At 75.2% G+C, this 16,871-nt stretch carries 16 protein-coding genes; 6 read left to right on the top strand and 10 right to left on the bottom strand.

What is annotated here, in order from left to right; all coding sequences use genetic code 11:
- Window positions 1–227 precede the first annotated feature (227 nt).
- Together ACIO92_RS24845 and ACIO92_RS24840 are read left to right on the top strand one after the other, a co-directional pair.
- Entirely contained in the window at window positions 228–539 is a 312-nt protein-coding gene (locus ACIO92_RS24845) for a hypothetical protein (protein ID WP_402284041.1), read from the top strand.
- Between the two features lie 31 nt (window positions 540–570).
- Window positions 571–1,395, top strand: a complete 825-nt coding sequence (locus ACIO92_RS24840; RefSeq protein ID WP_402284039.1) for an NAD(P)-binding domain-containing protein — start codon at window positions 571–573, stop codon at window positions 1,393–1,395.
- 27 nt (window positions 1,396–1,422) lie between these two features.
- Here ACIO92_RS24840 and ACIO92_RS24835 read toward each other — a convergent pair whose 3' ends face one another.
- The 3 genes from ACIO92_RS24835 to ACIO92_RS24825 form a co-directional block, all read right to left on the bottom strand.
- Complete coding sequence (locus ACIO92_RS24835) at window positions 1,423–2,394, bottom strand: nucleoside triphosphate pyrophosphohydrolase (RefSeq protein WP_366443842.1); 972 nt, start codon at window positions 2,392–2,394, stop codon at window positions 1,423–1,425.
- Window positions 2,395–2,425: 31 nt separating this feature from the next.
- Complete coding sequence (locus ACIO92_RS24830) at window positions 2,426–3,076, bottom strand: SurA N-terminal domain-containing protein (RefSeq protein WP_366443843.1); 651 nt, start codon at window positions 3,074–3,076, stop codon at window positions 2,426–2,428.
- 80 nt (window positions 3,077–3,156) lie between these two features.
- Window positions 3,157–4,152, bottom strand: coding sequence for a glycosyltransferase family 2 protein (locus ACIO92_RS24825; protein ID WP_401238462.1), 996 nt, complete (start codon window positions 4,150–4,152; stop codon window positions 3,157–3,159).
- A gap of 127 nt (window positions 4,153–4,279) precedes the next feature.
- On the opposite strand from ACIO92_RS24825, the gene ACIO92_RS24820 reads away from it, so the two are divergent.
- Window positions 4,280–6,739 (top strand): YfhO family protein, encoded by a 2,460-nt coding sequence (locus ACIO92_RS24820; protein WP_402284036.1) that lies wholly within the window; start codon window positions 4,280–4,282, stop codon window positions 6,737–6,739.
- 342 nt (window positions 6,740–7,081) lie between these two features.
- Here ACIO92_RS24820 and fabG read toward each other — a convergent pair whose 3' ends face one another.
- The 3 genes from fabG to ACIO92_RS24805 all read right to left on the bottom strand — a co-directional run bounded on the left by fabG (window position 7,082) and on the right by ACIO92_RS24805 (window position 9,675).
- Window positions 7,082–7,873, bottom strand: a complete 792-nt coding sequence (gene fabG, locus ACIO92_RS24815) for a 3-oxoacyl-ACP reductase FabG (RefSeq protein ID WP_402059071.1) — start codon at window positions 7,871–7,873, stop codon at window positions 7,082–7,084.
- A gap of 130 nt (window positions 7,874–8,003) precedes the next feature.
- Window positions 8,004–8,558, bottom strand: coding sequence for a GNAT family N-acetyltransferase (locus ACIO92_RS24810; protein ID WP_401238469.1), 555 nt, complete (start codon window positions 8,556–8,558; stop codon window positions 8,004–8,006).
- 109 nt (window positions 8,559–8,667) lie between these two features.
- Window positions 8,668–9,675 (bottom strand): helix-turn-helix domain-containing protein, encoded by a 1,008-nt coding sequence (locus ACIO92_RS24805; RefSeq protein ID WP_366443849.1) that lies wholly within the window; start codon window positions 9,673–9,675, stop codon window positions 8,668–8,670.
- 1,090 nt (window positions 9,676–10,765) lie between these two features.
- On the opposite strand from ACIO92_RS24805, the gene ACIO92_RS24800 reads away from it, so the two are divergent.
- The 3 genes from ACIO92_RS24800 to ACIO92_RS24790 all read left to right on the top strand — a co-directional run bounded on the left by ACIO92_RS24800 (window position 10,766) and on the right by ACIO92_RS24790 (window position 12,306).
- Window positions 10,766–11,149, top strand: a complete 384-nt coding sequence (locus ACIO92_RS24800; protein ID WP_366443850.1) for a hypothetical protein — start codon at window positions 10,766–10,768, stop codon at window positions 11,147–11,149.
- Window positions 11,150–11,224: 75 nt separating this feature from the next.
- Entirely contained in the window at window positions 11,225–11,938 is a 714-nt protein-coding gene (locus ACIO92_RS24795; RefSeq protein WP_401238655.1) for an RNA polymerase sigma factor, read from the top strand.
- Complete coding sequence (locus ACIO92_RS24790) at window positions 11,935–12,306, top strand: hypothetical protein (protein ID WP_401238474.1); 372 nt, start codon at window positions 11,935–11,937, stop codon at window positions 12,304–12,306. Before ACIO92_RS24795 ends, ACIO92_RS24790 begins: the two co-directional genes overlap by 4 nt.
- Window positions 12,307–12,473: 167 nt before the next feature.
- On the opposite strand, the gene ACIO92_RS24785 is transcribed toward ACIO92_RS24790, so the two are convergent.
- The 4 genes from ACIO92_RS24785 to ACIO92_RS24770 form a co-directional block, all read right to left on the bottom strand.
- Complete coding sequence (locus tag ACIO92_RS24785) at window positions 12,474–13,631, bottom strand: ABC transporter substrate-binding protein (protein WP_402284033.1); 1,158 nt, start codon at window positions 13,629–13,631, stop codon at window positions 12,474–12,476.
- A 103-nt stretch (window positions 13,632–13,734) separates the two neighbouring features.
- Window positions 13,735–14,112 (bottom strand): hypothetical protein, encoded by a 378-nt coding sequence (locus ACIO92_RS24780; RefSeq protein WP_366443853.1) that lies wholly within the window; start codon window positions 14,110–14,112, stop codon window positions 13,735–13,737.
- Between the two features lie 121 nt (window positions 14,113–14,233).
- Window positions 14,234–16,003, bottom strand: coding sequence for a protein kinase domain-containing protein (locus ACIO92_RS24775; protein WP_366443854.1), 1,770 nt, complete (start codon window positions 16,001–16,003; stop codon window positions 14,234–14,236).
- Window positions 16,000–16,608 (bottom strand): hypothetical protein, encoded by a 609-nt coding sequence (locus ACIO92_RS24770; protein ID WP_402284031.1) that lies wholly within the window; start codon window positions 16,606–16,608, stop codon window positions 16,000–16,002. The genes ACIO92_RS24775 and ACIO92_RS24770 overlap by 4 nt, the downstream gene beginning before the upstream one ends.
- Between the last annotated feature and the right edge of the window lie 263 nt (window positions 16,609–16,871).

Genomic DNA, 16,871 nt, shown 5'->3' with positions numbered 1-16,871 from the left:
TCCTCACCCTGCGGCGCCTCGACCCAAAAGCCCACACGCCGGCCTGACCCTCTACCAGGTCCTCGACACCCTTCAGGACCTGCTGCAGTGCTGGACCGGCACCTGCACCACCTGCGGCCGCCCCCTGCCCCGCAACAGAACCCGACGAAGAACCTAACGAAGCACTACTAGGCGGTTTCTTAGGGATCACTGCACGAGACCCGAGCTGTTGGTGGTGTGATGGCTTCATGCGACCTGAGCACTGTGTGACCAGGAACCACATCGAGGTGTGGCAAGAACGAGTGCTGCCGTCGGGGCCGGAACGGATCAGGTTCGGGACGGTGCTGCGCGGCTCACTCCTGCCGGTCCTGGTCTGGGCCGGAGTCGCGTGCTTCGTGTACTTCGTCTACAACCCGCTCGTAGCGACGGTCCTCGGCGGTCTCTTCGCGTTGTCGTTCATCGTGGGGTTCGCGCTGCGTCGCAGGGCGGAGCACTCGGTTCGCTGCAGCGTCTACGGTGCGCTGGGCGGAGTGCTCGACAAGTCCATGGCTGGATTCTGAGGCGTTGCGGCACAGGCGGCTCCTCGTTGCGATGAGCGTGTTGACCGACGCCCGGTGGGCCAGGACCGAGCCCCTGTTGCCGGACCGGACTCCACGTCGCAGCCATCCTCATCTGGTCAGCGCGATGACCCGAGAGAAACCGCCTAGGTCCCTGGACCTCCGGCGCGTGGCCCTGCCGAAGGGGACCTGCGGCCGATCCGCGCCCCGGTGGGCGGCCCCTAGCGTGGCGGACATGCGCTTAGGAATTCTCGGAACAGGAAACGTCGCCCGAGCACTGGCCCGTGGTTGGGGTGCCGTGGGGCACGAGGTGCTCCTCGGTTCGCGGTACCCCTCGGAGCGGACGGACCTCGGGCTGCCCGTGGCGGGGCTGCGGGAGACCGTCGCCCACGCGGAGGTGCTCGTCAACGCCACTCCCGGCACCGTCTCGGTGGAGCTGCTGCGCTCCGTCGGGGCGGCGGCGCTGGAGGGTGTCCCGCTGATCGACGTCGGGGTCGGTCTCTCCGACGACTACACGGAGCTGTCGCACCCCAACAGCAGTCTGGGCGAACAGATCCAGCGGGCCTTCCCGCTGACGCCCGTCGTGAAGACGCTGTGCACCATGGACTCGACCGTGATGACCGATCCGGGGGGTCTGGCAGGACCGAGCACCGTCTTCCTCTCGGGCGACCACGAGGAGGCCAAGCGGACCGCCGGACGGCTGCTCGCCGACCTCGGCTGGGCCCCCGGCTCCCAGCTGGACATCGGCGGGATCACCACCGCGCGCGGTCAGGAGCACTTCGCCCTGCTGTTCATGGGCATCGCGGGCGGTCTGGGCTCCCACGCCTTCAACGTCCGGGTGGTCGCCCGCCCCGCCTGAGCCGGGTCCGGGCGCGGCCGTACGGGCTCAGGCGCGCGGCTCCAGGCCCTCCGCCGCGCGGATCGCGTCCCGGTACGTCCGGGCCGCCGCCCGCAGCGCGGCCTCGGGGTCCACGCCCGCCGCCTCGGCCCGTACGGCCAGGCCCAGCAGTTCGTAGCCGATGCCGTCCCCGGCGGGCGGGGGCACGTCGAGGCCCGCCGTCCTGGCCCGGCCGCCGAGCTTGGCGGCGAGCGCGAGTCCCGGCTGGCCGACCGGCACCCCGTCGGTGACGGACTCCCGCCGCTTCTCGATCGCCTTGGTCCGCAGCCAGTGCTCCCGCACCTCCTCGGGCGTCTCGGCGGTCTCGTCGCCGAAGACGTGCGGGTGGCGCAGGATCAGCTTCTCCACGAGGGTCCCGGCGACGTCGTCCACGGAGAACGGCTCCTCCGGGTCCTCCTCGGCGATCCGGGCGTGGAAGACGACCTGGAGGAGGACGTCCCCCAGTTCCTCGCGCAGCTCGCGCCGGTCGCCGTCCTCGATCGCCTCGACGAGCTCGTACGCCTCCTCGATGGCGTACTTGGCGAGCCCCCGGTGGGTCTGGCGCGAGGTCCACGGGCAGGCCCGGCGGATGCGGTCCATGATCTGTACGAGGTCGAGCAGCCGGGCGCCGGGCAGGTCGTAGGAGCCGGGCAGCAGTTCCAGGTCGGGCATCGCCACCCGGCCCGAGCCCGCGAGCCGGGCGAGGCCGTCGGTGAGGGCCCGGTCGCCCTCGCCGGAGGGCAGCACGAGGACCGTACGGCCCCCGGCGCAGGCGGCGACGAGTTCCTCGGCGGTGGGCCGCAGCCGCTCGACGGCGATCCCCGCCTCGCGCAGGTACGGCAGCTGGGGGTGGTCCTCGTCGGGGCAGAGCACCCGGTCGGCGGCGCCCAGCGCCCGCCAGGCGGGCCAGGACAGCAGTCCGGGTGCCACGCGGTGGCTGGCGGTGAGGAGGACGACGCGGCCGGGGCTCTCAGATGTCACCCCTCGAACCTACCGCTGTTCAGGAAGGGCCTCAGGCACCGGCCGGGGCGGCAGCGGGGTCCTTGGTGATCTGCCGCAGCCAGGGGCTGCCCTCGTACGCGGTGTCCAGGCGGACCTGGGTGTCGTCCCAGCGGCCGTAGCGGGGGTTCACGTCGATGGCGAGCGCCTTGGAGGCGGCGGAGAAGACGTCCGTCAGCTTCTGCTGGCCCTCGGGGCTGTCGGTGACGCCCAGCTTGGCGGCGATCTTGTTCATCAGGACGTTGCGCCGGACGACGGCGTCGATCTGGTCGGGGGCCACGCCCTGCTCCTGGAGGAGGGCCGTCGCCAGCCGGTCCTCGCCGCCGCTCTGGCGGACGAAGGCGGTGCGGGTCTCCTGGAGCTCGGCGCGGGTCGCGCCGACGCCGTTGTCCCGGGCGACCCGGTCGACGACCCGGTCGAAGATCATGACGTTGAGCTTGCGGCGGGGCAGGTCACCGGTGGCCTGGACGAGCTGTGCGGCCTGCGGGGAGCCCTGCTGGGCCGCCCGCACGTCGTCCACCTGGGCCTGGAGGCTGGAGACGTCGATCCGTTCGCCGCCGACGACGGCCGCCGCTCCTGGGTGGGCGTCGCTCCCGCAGGCGGTGAGCAGCGGGGCCGCGGCGAGCAGTGCGGCGGAGACGGTGAGCGCAGTGCGGCGGTGCAAAGGAGCCTCCCGGGCTGGTCGTGCGTCAGTGGAACGACCTTGCGGTGATCGATGGTAGGCAGTCGCCGGGGCCGAAACCACTACTTCGGTGCGACTGTTTCCCACAACGACCCACCCGTATGCCGGGTGTCGGCCCGTACCGCCTCCGTCTCGTGCCCCTCGTGGGTCTCCTGCACCAGGTAATGGGGCCGCCGCTTGACCTCGTAGTAGATGCGGCCGACGTACTCGCCGATCAGTCCGGCCATCACCATCTGCACCCCGGCGAGGGCCGTGACGGCGACGAGGAGGGTGACGTACCCGGGTGTGTCCACGCCGTTGGCCAGGGCGTCCCCGACGATCCAGGCCGCGTACCCGAGGGCCACGAGGACGAGCAGCAGACCGAGGTGGACGGCGGCCCGCAGCGGCTTGTTGTTGAAGGAGAGCAGCCCGTCCAGGCCGTAGTTGAGGAGCTTGCCGAAGGTCCACTTGGAGCGGCCCTGCTCCCGGACGGCGTTCTCGTACGAGAAGGTCGTCGTCCGGAACCCGACCCAGGAGAACAGGCCCTTGGAGAAGCGGTTGTACTCGCCGAGGCCGAGGACCGCGTCGACGGTGCGGCGGGACAGCAGCCGGAAGTCGCCGACGCCGTCGACCAGCTCGACGTCGACGAGCCGGTTGATCGCCCAGTAGTAGAGGCGGGCGGTCAGGGTGCGGGTGACCCGGTCGCCCTCGCGGGTGCGGCGGGCGACGACCTGGTCGTACCCCTCGGCGTGCAGCGCGACCATCCGGTGCACCAGCTCCGGCGGGTGCTGGAGGTCGGCGTCCATGAGGACGACGGCGTCCCCCGCGGCCTGCCGGAGACCGGCCAGCATCGCCGCCTCCTTGCCGAAGTTACGGCTGAAGGAGACGTACCGGACATGGCGGGGGTCGCGCGCGGCGAGCTCCTGGAGGAGCGGGAGCGTCCGGTCGCGGCTTCCGTCGTCCACGTAGACGATCTCGAACTCGCCTTCCAGGCGGTCGAGTTCGCGGGTCACATGGTCGTGGAAGCGGGCGAGGACGTCCTGCTCGTTGAAGCACGGGACGACGATCGAGAGCAGCACGCGGACCACGACAACGGAGCGGGGTGACCCGGCCGGTCCGGCGGGGTGGCGCGCAGAAGACCATTGCGTGAACGGGGCCGCCGGGGCCCGTCCCGGCCCGCCCGGCGCTGGCATATTCGACACCGCCATGCCGAACACCACGCGCCCGTACCGCCGTTCCGCCCCGCGCCCCGCGCCCGTCGCCGCCGCCCCGCCCGGCCGTCCCGCCCGGTCCGGTCTCCGGTCCGGTCTCCGCTCCTGCGCGCTCGCCGCCCTGCTCACCGTGGCGGCCGTCTGCGGCGGGGACGCCGTCGCCCGGGTCTTCCCCTTCGGGCCGCGCCACCGGGCCGTCAACGACCTCGCCAACCAGTTCACGCCCTTCCACGCGCACCTGTGGGACCTGCTGCGCGGGCGGGCGGACGGCGGGCTGTTCCTGGACTGGCGGGCGGGCTGGGGGACCTCCTTCCTGCCCGACTACGGCACGTACCTCTCCAGCCCCTTCGCCCCGCTGGTCGCGCTGTTCCCGCGCGCGGACATCGAGTACGCGGTGTACGCGGTCACCGTCCTGAAGACGGCCGTCGCCGCCGTCGCCATGACGTTCCTGCTGCGCCGCCTCGGCACCGCGCCCCGCTGGTGGTGGGCGCCCGTCCTCGGCGCCGCGTACGCGCTGTGCGGCTGGTCCCTCGCCGAGGGCACCTACAACCCGATGTGGCTCGACGGGCTCATCGCCCTCCCGCTGCTGTGTCTGGTCGGCGAGTGGGCCCGGGAGGCCCGGCGCCCGTTCCTCGGCCCGCTGGTGGTGGCGGTCTGCTGGACGGCGAACTTCTACACCGCGTACATGGCGACCCTCGGCGCCGCCCTCGTCCTCCTCGTCCGGCTCGCGGCGACCGGGACCTTCCGCCCCCGCGTGCTGCTGCGGGCGGCCGTCACGGCCTGCACCGGGATCGCGCTCGCCGCGCCCGTCCTCGTCCCCGTGTTCCTCGGCTCCCGGCACGCCCACCCGGGTCTGGTACGGGAGTTCGCCCCGGCGCCCTTCACCGACGTCCTGGCCCGGCTGCTGCCCGTCACGTACGGCTTCGCCACCCCGGCGGTCTTCGTCGGCACGGTGGTGCCGCTGCTGGTGGCGGCGCTGCTGTTCCGCCGGGACGTGCCCGCCCGGGAGCGGTGGCTGTGGCCGGGGCTCTGCGCGGCGGTCGCCGCCTCCACGCAGTGGGGCCCCACGCATCTGGTGTGGCACGCCTTCGCCACCCCGAACGGCAGCCCGTACCGCCAGACCTTCGTCCTCTCCGGTGTCCTCGTCGTCGCCGCCTGGACCGGTCTCACCCACGGCCCGCCGGACCGGCGGGCGCTGCTGGGCGGGACGGGGGTCGTCCTGGCCCTGACGGCGGGGGCGCTGCCCAGCCCGTCCCTGACCTCCTGGGCGCTGCTGCTGACCGGCGCCGGTCTGGTGGCGGTGGCGGGGGCGCTGCTGCTGACCGGCGCCGGTCTGGTGGCGGTGGCGGGGGCGCTGCTGCTGCCCCGGCGGGGGCGGTACGGGGTGCTCGCCGCGCTCCTGGTGGCCGGGACCGTCGTGGGGCAGGCGGCGGCGACGACCGCGTACGCCGACCGGGAGCGGCTCGTCCGGCTCGACGACTACCCGCCGCTGGGGCCGGAGCAGGAGCGGCGGGCGGCGGCGCTCTCGGCGGCCGACGGCTGGCCCGCGTACCGCACGGACCCGGGGCTGCCCCGGGTCGCGGGCAACGATCCGCTGCTGCTCGGCGGGCAGGGCGCCGCCTACTACAGCAGCCACACCCCGGCGGTCCTCACGGCGACGCTGGGCGCGCTGGGCGGCGGCTGGACGTCCCGGGGCCGCAACCTGCAGAGCCTGGACAATCCGGTGACGGACGCGCTGTTCGGGGTGGGGGCGCGGTGGCGGGACGGGCGGGTGGTCCGCGCGGACGCGCTGCCGCTGGTGACGGTCCGCCCGGAGGGCCCGTCACCCCGCTACGGCCGGTCGCCCTTCCGCAACCAGGAACTCCTGCTGGGCTCGCGGGTGTACGGGTCCCCGGTCGCCGGGGCCTGTCCGGTCGGCACCGAGGTCTTCCTGTGGGCGCCCGACGCGACGGGCCCGGCCCGGCTCGGCGGCCATGAGGTCCGGCTGCTCGGCGGGCAGCCGAAGCGGCGGGCCGCCCTGGTGTCCCTGGGCGTCCAGCGGCGGGCGGGCGAGCGGCCGGTGGTCCCCGCCCCCGGCGGCACCCTCGGCTGTCTGGACCGGGCCCGGCTGCGGGCGGCCGTGACGGCACTGCGCGCCCGCGCGGCGACCGGGGTCGCCGTCACCTCGACGGGCGTCACGGCGGCGCTGCCGCCCGGCACGACGGGCACGGTGGTGGTGGCGGTCCCGAGGATCGCGGGCTGGCGCTGCGAGGGCGCGCGGGCGGAGTCGTACGGCGGGCTGCTCGCGGTCCGGCCCGCCCCCGGCACCACCGCCCTGAGCTGCTCCTTCCGTCCGCCGGGCCTCCGCGCGGGCCTGGCGGCGGGCGCGGCGGGGGCGCTGGCGCTGGGCACGGGGGTGTGGTGGCGCGGGCGGCGGGGCCTCGGTGAGAGGGGCGGGGCCTCGGGGCGGGCCTGAGCCCGGAGGTCCCGGGGCCCGCGCGGCCGGACCGCAGGACCAGGGCGGTCGGGGTCGAGGCCGGTGGCGGCGGGGGGCGGCCCGAGGGGCCTGAGAAGGGAGCGGACGGCAGAAGCCCGAGGCTGCCCGAGGGGTTCCGGGGGTCCTGCCCGAGGGGTTCCGGGGGTCGTACGGCAGCGGGGTGGGCGCCCGCCCCCACGGGCCTGGGCGTCAGGACGGCAGCGGGGGCGAGGCTGAGCCCGAGGGCCTGGGAGCACACGGGCGTCGGGCGGCAAGGCCGCCCGACGGTCCTGAGGGGCGGACAGCGGGCCGGAGCGAGGGCGGCCCCGAGGGGCCCGGGGGTCAGCCGGTGCCGGGGGACAGGGCTTCGAGGGTTTCGGGGACCGTCTGGCCGCCGTCGACGGTGAGGGTCTGGCCGGTGATGAAGGCGGCCTCGTCCGAGGCGAGGAAGCGCACCGCGTGGGCGATGTCCTCCGGCTCCCCGAGGCGGCCGACCGGGATCGAGGCGGTCATCCGGCCCAGGCACTCCTCGCCCAGCGCGTCCAGCCCCTCGGTGCGGACGCTGCCGGGCAGGACCGCGTTCACGGTGATCCGGAGCGGGGCCAGTTCCAGGGCCGCGCCGCGCAGGAAGCCGAGCTGTCCCGCCTTGCTGGCGCCGTAGTGCGACCAGCCCCTGTAGCCGGTGGTGGGGCCGGTGATCGAGGAGGTGAGGACGACCCGGCCGCGCCCGGCGCGTTCCATCGCGGGCAGACAGGCCCGTACGGTCAGGATCGAGCCGCGCAGGTTGACGCCCAGGACCTCGTCGATGTCGGCGGCGGTCATCTCGCGCAGCGGCTTCTCGGGGAAGATCCCGGCGTTCGCGCACAGCACGTCCAGATGTCCGTGGCGGCGCTCGGCCTCCGCGGCCATCTCCTCCACCGCGTCGGGGTCGCGCAGATCCGTCCCCAGACCGGTGACCCTTCCGCCGGTGGCGTCCGCGATCTCCGCCGCGACCCCGGCCGCCGCACGGGCGTCCCGGCCCGTGAGCGCGACCGCCGCGCCGCTGCGGGCGAAGAGCTCCGCGATGCCTCGTCCGATGCCTCGGGTGCCGCCGGTCACGAGGACCGACCGGTTCTCCCACCGGGTGAACGTCATGGGGTGTCGCCGTCCCTTCCGCCGGGCCTCCTCCGGCCCGCGCCGCGAAGATCCACCCTAGGCGGGCGCCGCGCTCCGGGAGGGACTTCCGGCCATGCCCCGGCCGCGCTCCCTGACGGGTGCCGTCCCCTCAGCGGGCGGCCCCGGGAAGGCGGAGTTCCCAGCGGATCTCGCCGTCCTCCTCCTCACCGGTCGAGGTGAGTCCGGCGGCGCGGGCCACGGCGGCGGAGGCCGTGTGCTCGGGGTGGATGTGGGCGAGGACCGTCCCGACGCCCCGGTCGGCCAGCAGCCCCACCAGGCCCGTCGCGGCCTCGCCCGCGAATCCCCGGCCCTGCCAGGGCGTTCCGATCACCCAGGCGATCTCGGCGGTCCGGCCGCCGTCGGTGACGGTGGCCTGGACCGTGCCGGCCGCCCGGCCGTCGGAGCGGAGGCGGACCGTCCAGTTCGCCCACACCGTCGCGGGGTCGGGCGAACCGGCGGCCAACCGCTCGTACCGGGCCAGGAGTTCGGACCGGGAGAGCGGGGCGCCGCCGATGAAGGAGTGCAGTGCGGGGTCGGCGAGGACCTCGGACATCTCGTCCGCGTCGGCGACGGCGAGAGGCCTCAGGTCGAGCCGCCGGGTCCGCACGGCGGTGTCCCTCACGGCGGTGTCCCGTGCGGGGTCCTTCTCCGGTGTCGGCGGCACCGCGTGCTCCTCAGGCTCTGAGGTCCCAGACCCCCTGACCGACGTTCGTGGTCTTCATGGTCGCATCCCCCCTCCCGTGTTCGTCCGGCGGTCCACCTGCGGCTCCAGCCTAGGAACGGGCCGCTCCGCCCGGTGTGCGCGGAGCGCGGGCCTCCTTGATCCTCAGCGCACGGAATTCGGTGGGGCTGACCCCGTACGCCTCGCGGAAGGCACGGCTGAAGACGGCGGGGCCGCTGAACCCCCGGCGCGCGGCGATGGCCTGCACCGGGTGGGCGAGGAGCTCGGGACTCGCGAGGTCGTCCCGGCACCGCTCCAGACGGCGGCGCCGGATGCGCGCCTGGACGGTCTCCCCCTCGCCCTTGAACAACTGGTGCAGACTGCGCACCGAGAGGTTGTGGTGGGCGGCCACGACGGCGGGGGTCAGCTCCGGGTCTCCGAGGTTGTACTCGATGAAGAGATGGACGCGGCGGAGCAGCGCCCGGGAGCGCACCTCGGCCGGAAGCCGGTCCTCGGCGTCCGCGTTCCCCGCGAGGCAGGCCGCCGCGAGGTCGATCGCGGTGGCGCCGAGCCGGGCCAGCTCCTCCGGGGCGCAGCCGCCGCCGTGGGTGACGAGCGAGCGCAGGAAGTCGACGAGGACGGCGCCCACCCCGCTCCGGCCGGACATCCGGTGGGCGAGCATCCCGTCCAGCCGCCCGGCGCGCAACGGCAGTGCCTCGCGGGGCAGTTGGAGGATGACGAGCTGCCCCGGGTCGCCCTCGGAGACGTAACGGGCGTCGGAGGGGCGGGAGGTGTCCCAGAAGACGAGGTCCCCGGCCTCCGCCGCGCAGTCGTTGCCGTTCTGGTCGAGGGTCATGGCACCCCGGGTGACCAGTCCGAGCTGGTACTGCTCGGGGTCGCCGCGCCGGATCAGGGCGGGTGTCCTGCGGGACCGCAGCGGGGAGTAGGCGACCTTGGAGAGCTGGACGCCGCCGAGGTCGAGCAGGGCCACGTCGGCCGTGAACTCCTCGGGGCGTTCGCTGGTCAGGGCGGTGGGCATGACCTCGCGGGAGATCATGTCCGCGAACCACTCGAACCGTTCCTGGTCGGGCAGTTCCCCCGACGACACCACTGACCACATCGCGCGCTCCCCCGGACTCGGTCATGCTTCTGGTGGCCAGAATGCATCGACGCGTTCCCGTTCGTCGCGGGGGTTGACCGGCGTGTGGCGCGATCCGCCCGCCCGGGGGCCGCTCGCCCGGCCGCGGCGACCCGGCCGCTCCGCCGTTCCCCGGCGGCCCGAGCCCCTCGGCGCGGAAGGAATCCGCCGCGCCCACCCGCCAGGAGCGCGGGTGGAGCGGGAGCCGGACGGGGACGGTGCCGTACGCGACGGGGGACGCGCCCGCCCCGGACTCCTCCACGTCTCTCCCCCCGGGCGTCGCCGCCCGAGCCGGGTCCTCCGCCTCCGGCCGCGCCATGCGCCCTGCGGCGCGATCTCCCAACTGGCCTGCCCCGGCGAGGTGATCGGGCCCGTTCCGGATCGGGTCCCGCCGTCGGCCGGTGACCGGAGTCCACACGAGCGGCTCCCCCGGCACTCCGGCGTGACCCGCGCGGGCGCGGGCGCGGGACCGGCGCCCTCCGCCTTGCCGGGGCCGCTGCGGCACAGCGGCGGGAGGGCCGTGGGGGCGCGGCTCCGCCCCGCCGCCACGTGGGTCGGCTCGTGCGCGGGGGTGCCCGGCCGCTCGACGGCGCCCTCCGGCCGGGCCGGGACGCGGGTCGTCGCGCGCGTGCCGTCGCCGTTCCGCCGCGCCCGGCGTTCCCGCGCCCAGGGCCACGGCCGGGCACGAATCCGTCACGTCGACGGGGGCGGCCCGGTCACCACCGGGACCCCGGCGCGGGACCCCGGCGGCGGAGGCGTGCCCCCGCGCCGTGCCGGTACCGCGTCCGGGGGGCCGCCGACCGGGGCCGCCGACCGGGGCGTCCGGACAGCGGGGTGTCGCCCTCGGTGGCCTGGAGCACGGGACCTTCTCGTACCCGCCTCGCCTCGCCCCACCCCGCCTCGCACCGCCGGAACCCTCGTGCACCGGCGGCGGGCGAGGGTCTTCCCGAACGTTCCGAAAGTTTTCCGGCGGCGGTCGCAACCCCTGGGGGTGCCGCACGTCTGGTGGGGTGAAGGCGCCCTTCACCGCTCCACCAGACCGTGTCTCCGATCCACTTCTCGGGAGAACCCCATGACCAGCCACTCCACGCGGATCCGCCGCCCCCGTCACCGCGTCCTGGGTGTCGTCGCCGGTGCCGCCCTCCTCCTCGGCGGCGGCTTCGCCGCGCAGGCCTTCGCCGACTCCGGCGCGAAGCCCGCTCCGGCTCCGGCCCCGGCCACCGCGCCCGCCGTGTCGAAGCCCGCGCCCGCCGCTCCCGCCGACGCCCCGCGCGTCGTCACCCCGGGCAAGACCGCCCCGGGCAGGACCGCCCCGGCCGTGGAGCCGACCCGCGCCTCCGTCGCCGTCAAGCCGACCCCGGCGCCCGCCCCGGCCGACGGCGGTACGGTCGTCACCCCCGCACCGGCCGGGGTCGCGCCGCAGGTCGTCAAGCCCGGCACCGCCGTCGGCAAGTAACGGCGAGCGGTGGTTCCCGGGGGAGCGGGCCGGGCCCGGCCCGCTCCCCCTTCCGCACCGGACCGATCGAGGACCCTGCCGTTGTCGTACGCCGTACCCGCCCCCTTCCCCGCACCGCGACCCTGGTGGTCCCGGCTGCTCACCCGCGCGTCCCGGACCGCTGACGCGGTCGCGCCCGGCCGGGGGTTCGCCCGCCGTCTGCGCGCGGTCGGCTCCCCGCCGGGCAGGGCGCGCCCGTACGACACCGGGACGCCTCCCTCGTACGGTCACGGGTCCGCGTACGGCCAGGAGCCGCCGCCCTCGCTCACCGATCTGTACCGGGCCCGGCGGCTCGACATGGTGCGGCTCGCGCTGTTCCTCGTCGACGACCTGCAGACGGCGGAGGATGTCGTCCAGGACGCGTTCACGGCCCTGTGCCGCAGTCACGGCACCGCCCTGGGCGGGCTCAGGGACCCGGGGGCGTACCTGCACACCGCCGTGGTCAACGCCGCCCGTTCCGTACTGCGCAGGCGCCGCACCGCGCGCGCGTACACCCCGCCGCACCCGGGCGTCGGGGCCCCCGTCGACGAGGGGCTGCTGCTCGCGGAGGAGCACCGGCGGGTGCTCGACGCCCTCGCCCTGCTGACCCGCCGCCAGCGCGAGGTCCTCGTGCTGCGCTACTGGTCGGAGCTGACCGAGGAGCAGATCGCCCGGACGCTCGGGCTCTCGCGCGGCACGGTCAAGTCCACCGCGAGCCGCGCGCTCGACGCCCTGGAGAAGAGACTGACGATGCCGGAGACGGACCGATGAGACCCGGGAGCCCGTCCGCCGAGGAGCGGCGTTCCGCCACCGAGGAGCGGCTGCGGGCCGCGTTCACCGCCCGCGCGGCCCTCGTCACCCACCGCGAGCTGCGCCACGCCGAGCCTCCCCGGGGCCGGGCCTGGGGGACGCACCGGGTGCGCGGGCTGGTCGTCGCCGGGTTCGGGGCGGCGGTCGCGGTGGCCGCCGCGTATCTGCTCGTCCTGTCCCCCGGCCCGGTCGGGCCCCGGGTGCCCGAGCCGCCCGCCCGGTCGCCGGGCGTGGTGGAACGCCCGGTGTCGCCGACCCCGCACCCGGCACCGGTCGAGCCCTCCGTACAGCCGGACGTGACCTCGCCGGGTCCGGTACGGACGTCCTGAGCTGAGATCTTGAGCTGAGATCTTGAGCTGAGATCTTGAGCTGAGATCTTGAGCTGAGATCTTGAGCTGAGATCTTGAGCTGACGTTCTGAGCTACGTCCTTGGCTGACGTTCCGAGCTGACCGGGCGGGGTCGGCCGGTGTGCGGAGACGGCGGGGCGGGGCCGGGTCAGCCGGTGTGCAGGACGCGGAAGCGGGCCGGGTCGGCCGGGTCCCGGTCGACGACCTGGACGGGTGCCCACACCCACTGCCAGACGCCGGTGCCGGGCGTACGGGAGAACCGGACCGTGCCCCGGGTGCCTTCGGCGGTGACGTGCGGCCAGGCACCGGCGACGGCCGCCCGGTCCGTGCCGTGCGCACGCAGGGCCTCGGCGAGGACGGTGACGGTGTCCCAGCCCTCGAAGGCGACGAACGAGGGCGTTCCGCCGAGCCGTTCGCGCAGGAGGCCCTCGACGCGCGTGCCGAGCGGTCCGAAGCGCTCGGGCAGATACCGCAGGAAGGGGACGCCCGCCCCGGATGGGCCGAGTTCCCCGGCCCATCCGGTGAGTTCGGGCTGTCCGGCGGGGGCGCCGATCAGGAGTCCGTCGAGCCGCCGGTCGGCCCGGACGGCCCGGACGACCGGCACCGCCGGGTCGGGGTGGCCCACCAGGAGGAGCAGCGCGTCGGCTCCGTGTCCGACGAGCGCGTCGCACAGGGCGCCCGGGTCGAACGTCCCCGCGTCGAGGGTGACGACGGTGCCGCCCCGGGGGGCGAGGTGGTCCCGCAGGACGCGGGTGCCCGTCTCCCAGTAGACGCTCGGCTGGGTGACGACGGCGATCCGGTTCCGGCCGGTGGCGAGGAGGAAGTCGGCGTAGACGCGCCAGCCGTGGGACTGGGCCGGGGCCACGCGCGCGACCCACCGGGTGGGCCCTTCGGTGAGCGCGTCGAGGACGGCCGACGAGCAGAGGAAGGGCACGCCGAGGGCGTCCGCACGTTCCGCGGCTGTCCGGGCGACGACGCTGTGGTACTCGCCGACGAGGGCGGTCACGCCCAGGGCGGCCAGTTCGTCCACGGCGGCGCGGGCCCGCTCGGGGTCGGCCGCGGTGTCCCGGACGAGCAGTTCCAGGGGGCGTCCGCCGATCCCGCCGGTGGCGTTGGCCTCCCGGACGGCCAGTTCGAGTCCGGCGAGCAGATGCTCACCCGCCTCCGTCCAGCCGGGCCGGGTGAGGGGGACGAGGGCGCCCAGCCGGACGGCCGGGCCGTCCGTGGGGTCCGTGGGGTCCGTTCCGGACAGGGCCAGGGCCAGGGGCTGTGACGGCGGTGGCGGTGATGGTGGCGGTGGCGGCATCGGGAGGTTCCCTCTGGGACGGATGCGGGTGCGAGTGCCGGTCATTCGACCCGTCGCGCCCGCCGCCGGGCAACCGGTTATCGGTCCGCCGCCGCCCCGGGCGTCACGTGGCGGGGACCGCTTCGAGGCAGAGGACGAACTTGTCCGAATCCAACTGCTGCGCGAGCGCGGAGAGCTGACCGCCGCACTTGTTCACGTCGAAGGTGTCGTCGATGACCTTGACGACCTTGAAGAGCTCGGGCTTCCCGGAGCCGCAGTCCGTGGTGTCGACCTTCGGGTCGTCGTCCGGTCCGGTCACGGTGACGCACTCGCCGGCCTTGGCATGGACCGGGGCGTCGCCGGTCAGATGGGGCAGGCCGAGCTTGACGGCGAGGGCCACGGCGATGGCGACCACGACTCCGCCGACCTTCTTCAGGAGTGCGGCGCCCTTCTTCGCGGGGGCGGGCTGCTCGGGGGTGAAGGGCGCGGACGGCGTCGTCATGAGGGATTCCTTGGAGACGTGGACATGATCAGACGCGAACGCTACATCTACCAAAAAAGACAAAAGGGATCACGAAGATCCACTTCTCGATCATTTACCGAGTCATGACCCTGCCGGTCCGTCAGAGACCCGGACCGAGCTGCCGCTGGTGCTCCAGAGTCCGGCGCAGCTCCACCGGGAGGGGGTGGTAGGGGCCGTAGGCGCGTTCGGTGTCGAACAGCAGGCGCTGGAGCGCGTCCTGACCCGCCGGGTACTGGCCCGTCGCCACCAGGAGCAGACCGATCCGCTGCCGGACGTCGAAGGAGCGCGCGGTGTCCCCCTCGCGCTCGAAGTGCGGCAGCACCGCGCGGAACTCCGCGAGCGCCCCGGCCGTCTCCCCCAACTGCTCCAGACAGAGCGCCGCGTCGTAGCGGAACCGTACGGCCTGCGGGTCGGCCGGGCCCGCCTCCGCCTCCCGGTCGGCCGTGAGGCGGCGCAGTTCCGGCAGCGCCCGCCGGTACTGGCCGTCGTCGAGGAGCGTGGAGGCGTACTGCTTGCGCAGGATGCGGACGACCGGCGAACCCTCGCCGTGCTCGGCGGCGGCGACCGGCAGGATGCCGCCGAGGACGTCCACCGCCTGGGTCAGCGAGCCCTCGCCGAGCAGCCGCTTCACCTCGTCCACGGCGGCGGCCACGTCGAGCGGCGCGGGAGCCCGCCGGTACGTCCCCGGGGCGGCGCTCGGACCGGTGCGGGGATCGGGGGGCGGGCTGACGGCCGGTGTGACGGCCGGATCCGTACGGGGATCGGCGGGCGGGGCCACGGGCCACACCACGGGCGCGGGAACGGCCGGGAAGCGGGCGGCGGACCCGGAGCCGTGGAGCGGGACCGGGTCCGGCATCGGCCCCGGGGCGGGTGCCGGGGAGCCCGGTGCGAGCCCCGTCCGCGGCGGCACCGTCGGATGCGCCGGGGTCATCGGCGCCGTCGGGGCGGTCGGCGCCGTCGGGCGGTCCGGCCACGGCGCGTGCGGGCGGAGGAACGGCCGGGTCGGGTCCATCGGGCCCACCGGCGCCCCGCGCTCCGGGAGCAGCGGCAGCAGGTGCTCGTACACCTCGTGGGCGCCGGAGGGCCGCTCCCTCGGGTCCTTGGCGAGCAGCCGCAGGACGAGGGACTCCAGGGCCTCGGGCACCTCGGGCCGCAGCCCCCTGAGCGGCACGGGCGGCTCGTACAGGTGCCGGTGGAGGACCCCGAGCGCGGTGGAACCGGCGAACGGCACGTTCCCGCTGAGGAGTTCGTGGAGGAGCACGCCGAGCGCGTACAGGTCGGTGGAGGGGCCCACCGCGCCGCCCATGGCCTGCTCGGGCGCCATGTAGGCGGGGCTGCCGATGGGGGAGCCGGTGTGCGTGAGGCGGGTGGTGTCGGCGTCGAGGACGGAGGCGACACCGAGGTCGAGGACGACGAGCGAGCCGTCCGGACGGACCATCACGTTCCGCGGCTTGAGGTCCCGGTGGACGATCGGCACCGCGTGCACGGCGGCGAGCACCGCGCACAGCTGCGCGGCGACGCAGACGGCCCATTCCCACGGGTAGGGGTCGTGCTCGGCAAGGTGGTCCGCGAGGTCGGCACCCGCCACGTACTGCATGACGAGGTACAGGTCGTCGCCCTCGCTGCCCGCGTCGTGCACGGTGACCAGACCGGGGTGGTCGACCTGCGCGGTCACCCGGCACTCCCGTACGAAGCGGCGGCGCAGTTCGTCGGCGGCGGTCGCGGGGCCGCTCAGGGTGGCGGGCCGGAGCAGCTTCACCGCGACCCGGCGGTCGAGCCGTCCGTCGTACGCCGTCCAGACCTGCCCCATGCCGCCCTGCCCGATGACGGTGGCGAGCTCGTACCGCCCGCCGACGACCCGCCCGTTCACACCCGGCCGTCGCCGGAGCCGTCGCGGCGGGCGTCGTCCCGGCCGTCGCCACGGCGGAGGAGGTCGCTCAGCTCGTCCAGCTCGGCGCGGACCTGCTGGATCCGGGGCGGAGGGGCGGCGTGCGCGGGGGGCGGCCCGGCAGTGTACGGGTTCAGGGGCGCGGGTCCGCCGCTGGGCACGGTGGCGGCGGTGGCGGAGTCGTACCCGAGCGGCGGCAGGTGCGGGGGCGCGGTCCGCAGCCGGTCGAAGTGGCGGATCTCCGCCACCAGGTAGTACGTGAGGGAGCCCGCCGCCAGGAGGACCATCGTGCCGACGCCGAGGAAGGCCTCCAGCCCACCGACCTCCTCCTTCTCGGCGGTGGCCACCATGTACGTGAAGAGCGCGGCCGATCCGAGCAGCGCGATCCCGAACAGCACCCTGTCCGCCGTCCTGCGGGTCACGACGGCGAGCCGCAGCAGCGGCGCCCAGCCGAGGAATCCGCAGCTGAGCAGGGCGAGCGCGCAGAACAGCACGCGCAGCGGGACGAGCCCTCGGGGGGCGGGCTTCCGGGGGGACGGCGCCGGCCGGGGCGGCGGGCCCTGCGGGGCCTGGGGAGGGCCGTACATCTCCTGCTGCTCCTGCTCGGACGGATCTGGGGTGCGGAGACGAGCGTATACACCGGGACGGACAAGGGTTCGACGTTGTGCCGAACCGTTGTACGGGACCGCCGTACAAGACCGTTGCGTCTGACCGTCGCGTCTGACCGTCGCGTCTGATCCGTCGTGCCAGATGTTCCGGGCCGTTGTGCCGGACCGTCGTCCGCTCCCGGCGGCGGGAGCGGACGGGGCGGGCCGTACGCGGCCGGGCGGGGCGGTTCCGGTCAGGGCCC

This window comes from Streptomyces sp. NPDC087215, from assembly GCF_044744885.1.
Classification (GTDB): domain Bacteria; phylum Actinomycetota; class Actinomycetes; order Streptomycetales; family Streptomycetaceae; genus Streptomyces.
The sequence above is the reverse complement of the archived record's forward strand: the minus strand, read 5'-3'. Positions and strand labels throughout refer to the sequence as shown.

Coding starts and splice junctions, on each gene's coding strand:
- ACIO92_RS24845 (WP_402284041.1), top strand. CDS start 228: ATGCGACCTGAGCACTGTGTGACCAGGAACCACATCGAGGTGTGGCAA.
- ACIO92_RS24840 (WP_402284039.1), top strand. CDS start 571: ATGAGCGTGTTGACCGACGCCCGGTGGGCCAGGACCGAGCCCCTGTTG.
- ACIO92_RS24820 (WP_402284036.1), top strand. CDS start 4,280: ATGCCGAACACCACGCGCCCGTACCGCCGTTCCGCCCCGCGCCCCGCG.
- fabG (WP_402059071.1), bottom strand. CDS start 7,873: ATGACGTTCACCCGGTGGGAGAACCGGTCGGTCCTCGTGACCGGCGGC.
- ACIO92_RS24805 (WP_366443849.1), bottom strand. CDS start 9,675: ATGTGGTCAGTGGTGTCGTCGGGGGAACTGCCCGACCAGGAACGGTTC.
- ACIO92_RS24800 (WP_366443850.1), top strand. CDS start 10,766: ATGACCAGCCACTCCACGCGGATCCGCCGCCCCCGTCACCGCGTCCTG.
- ACIO92_RS24790 (WP_401238474.1), top strand. CDS start 11,935: ATGAGACCCGGGAGCCCGTCCGCCGAGGAGCGGCGTTCCGCCACCGAG.
- ACIO92_RS24785 (WP_402284033.1), bottom strand. CDS start 13,631: ATGCCGCCACCGCCACCATCACCGCCACCGCCGTCACAGCCCCTGGCC.
- ACIO92_RS24780 (WP_366443853.1), bottom strand. CDS start 14,112: ATGACGACGCCGTCCGCGCCCTTCACCCCCGAGCAGCCCGCCCCCGCG.
- ACIO92_RS24770 (WP_402284031.1), bottom strand. CDS start 16,608: ATGTACGGCCCTCCCCAGGCCCCGCAGGGCCCGCCGCCCCGGCCGGCG.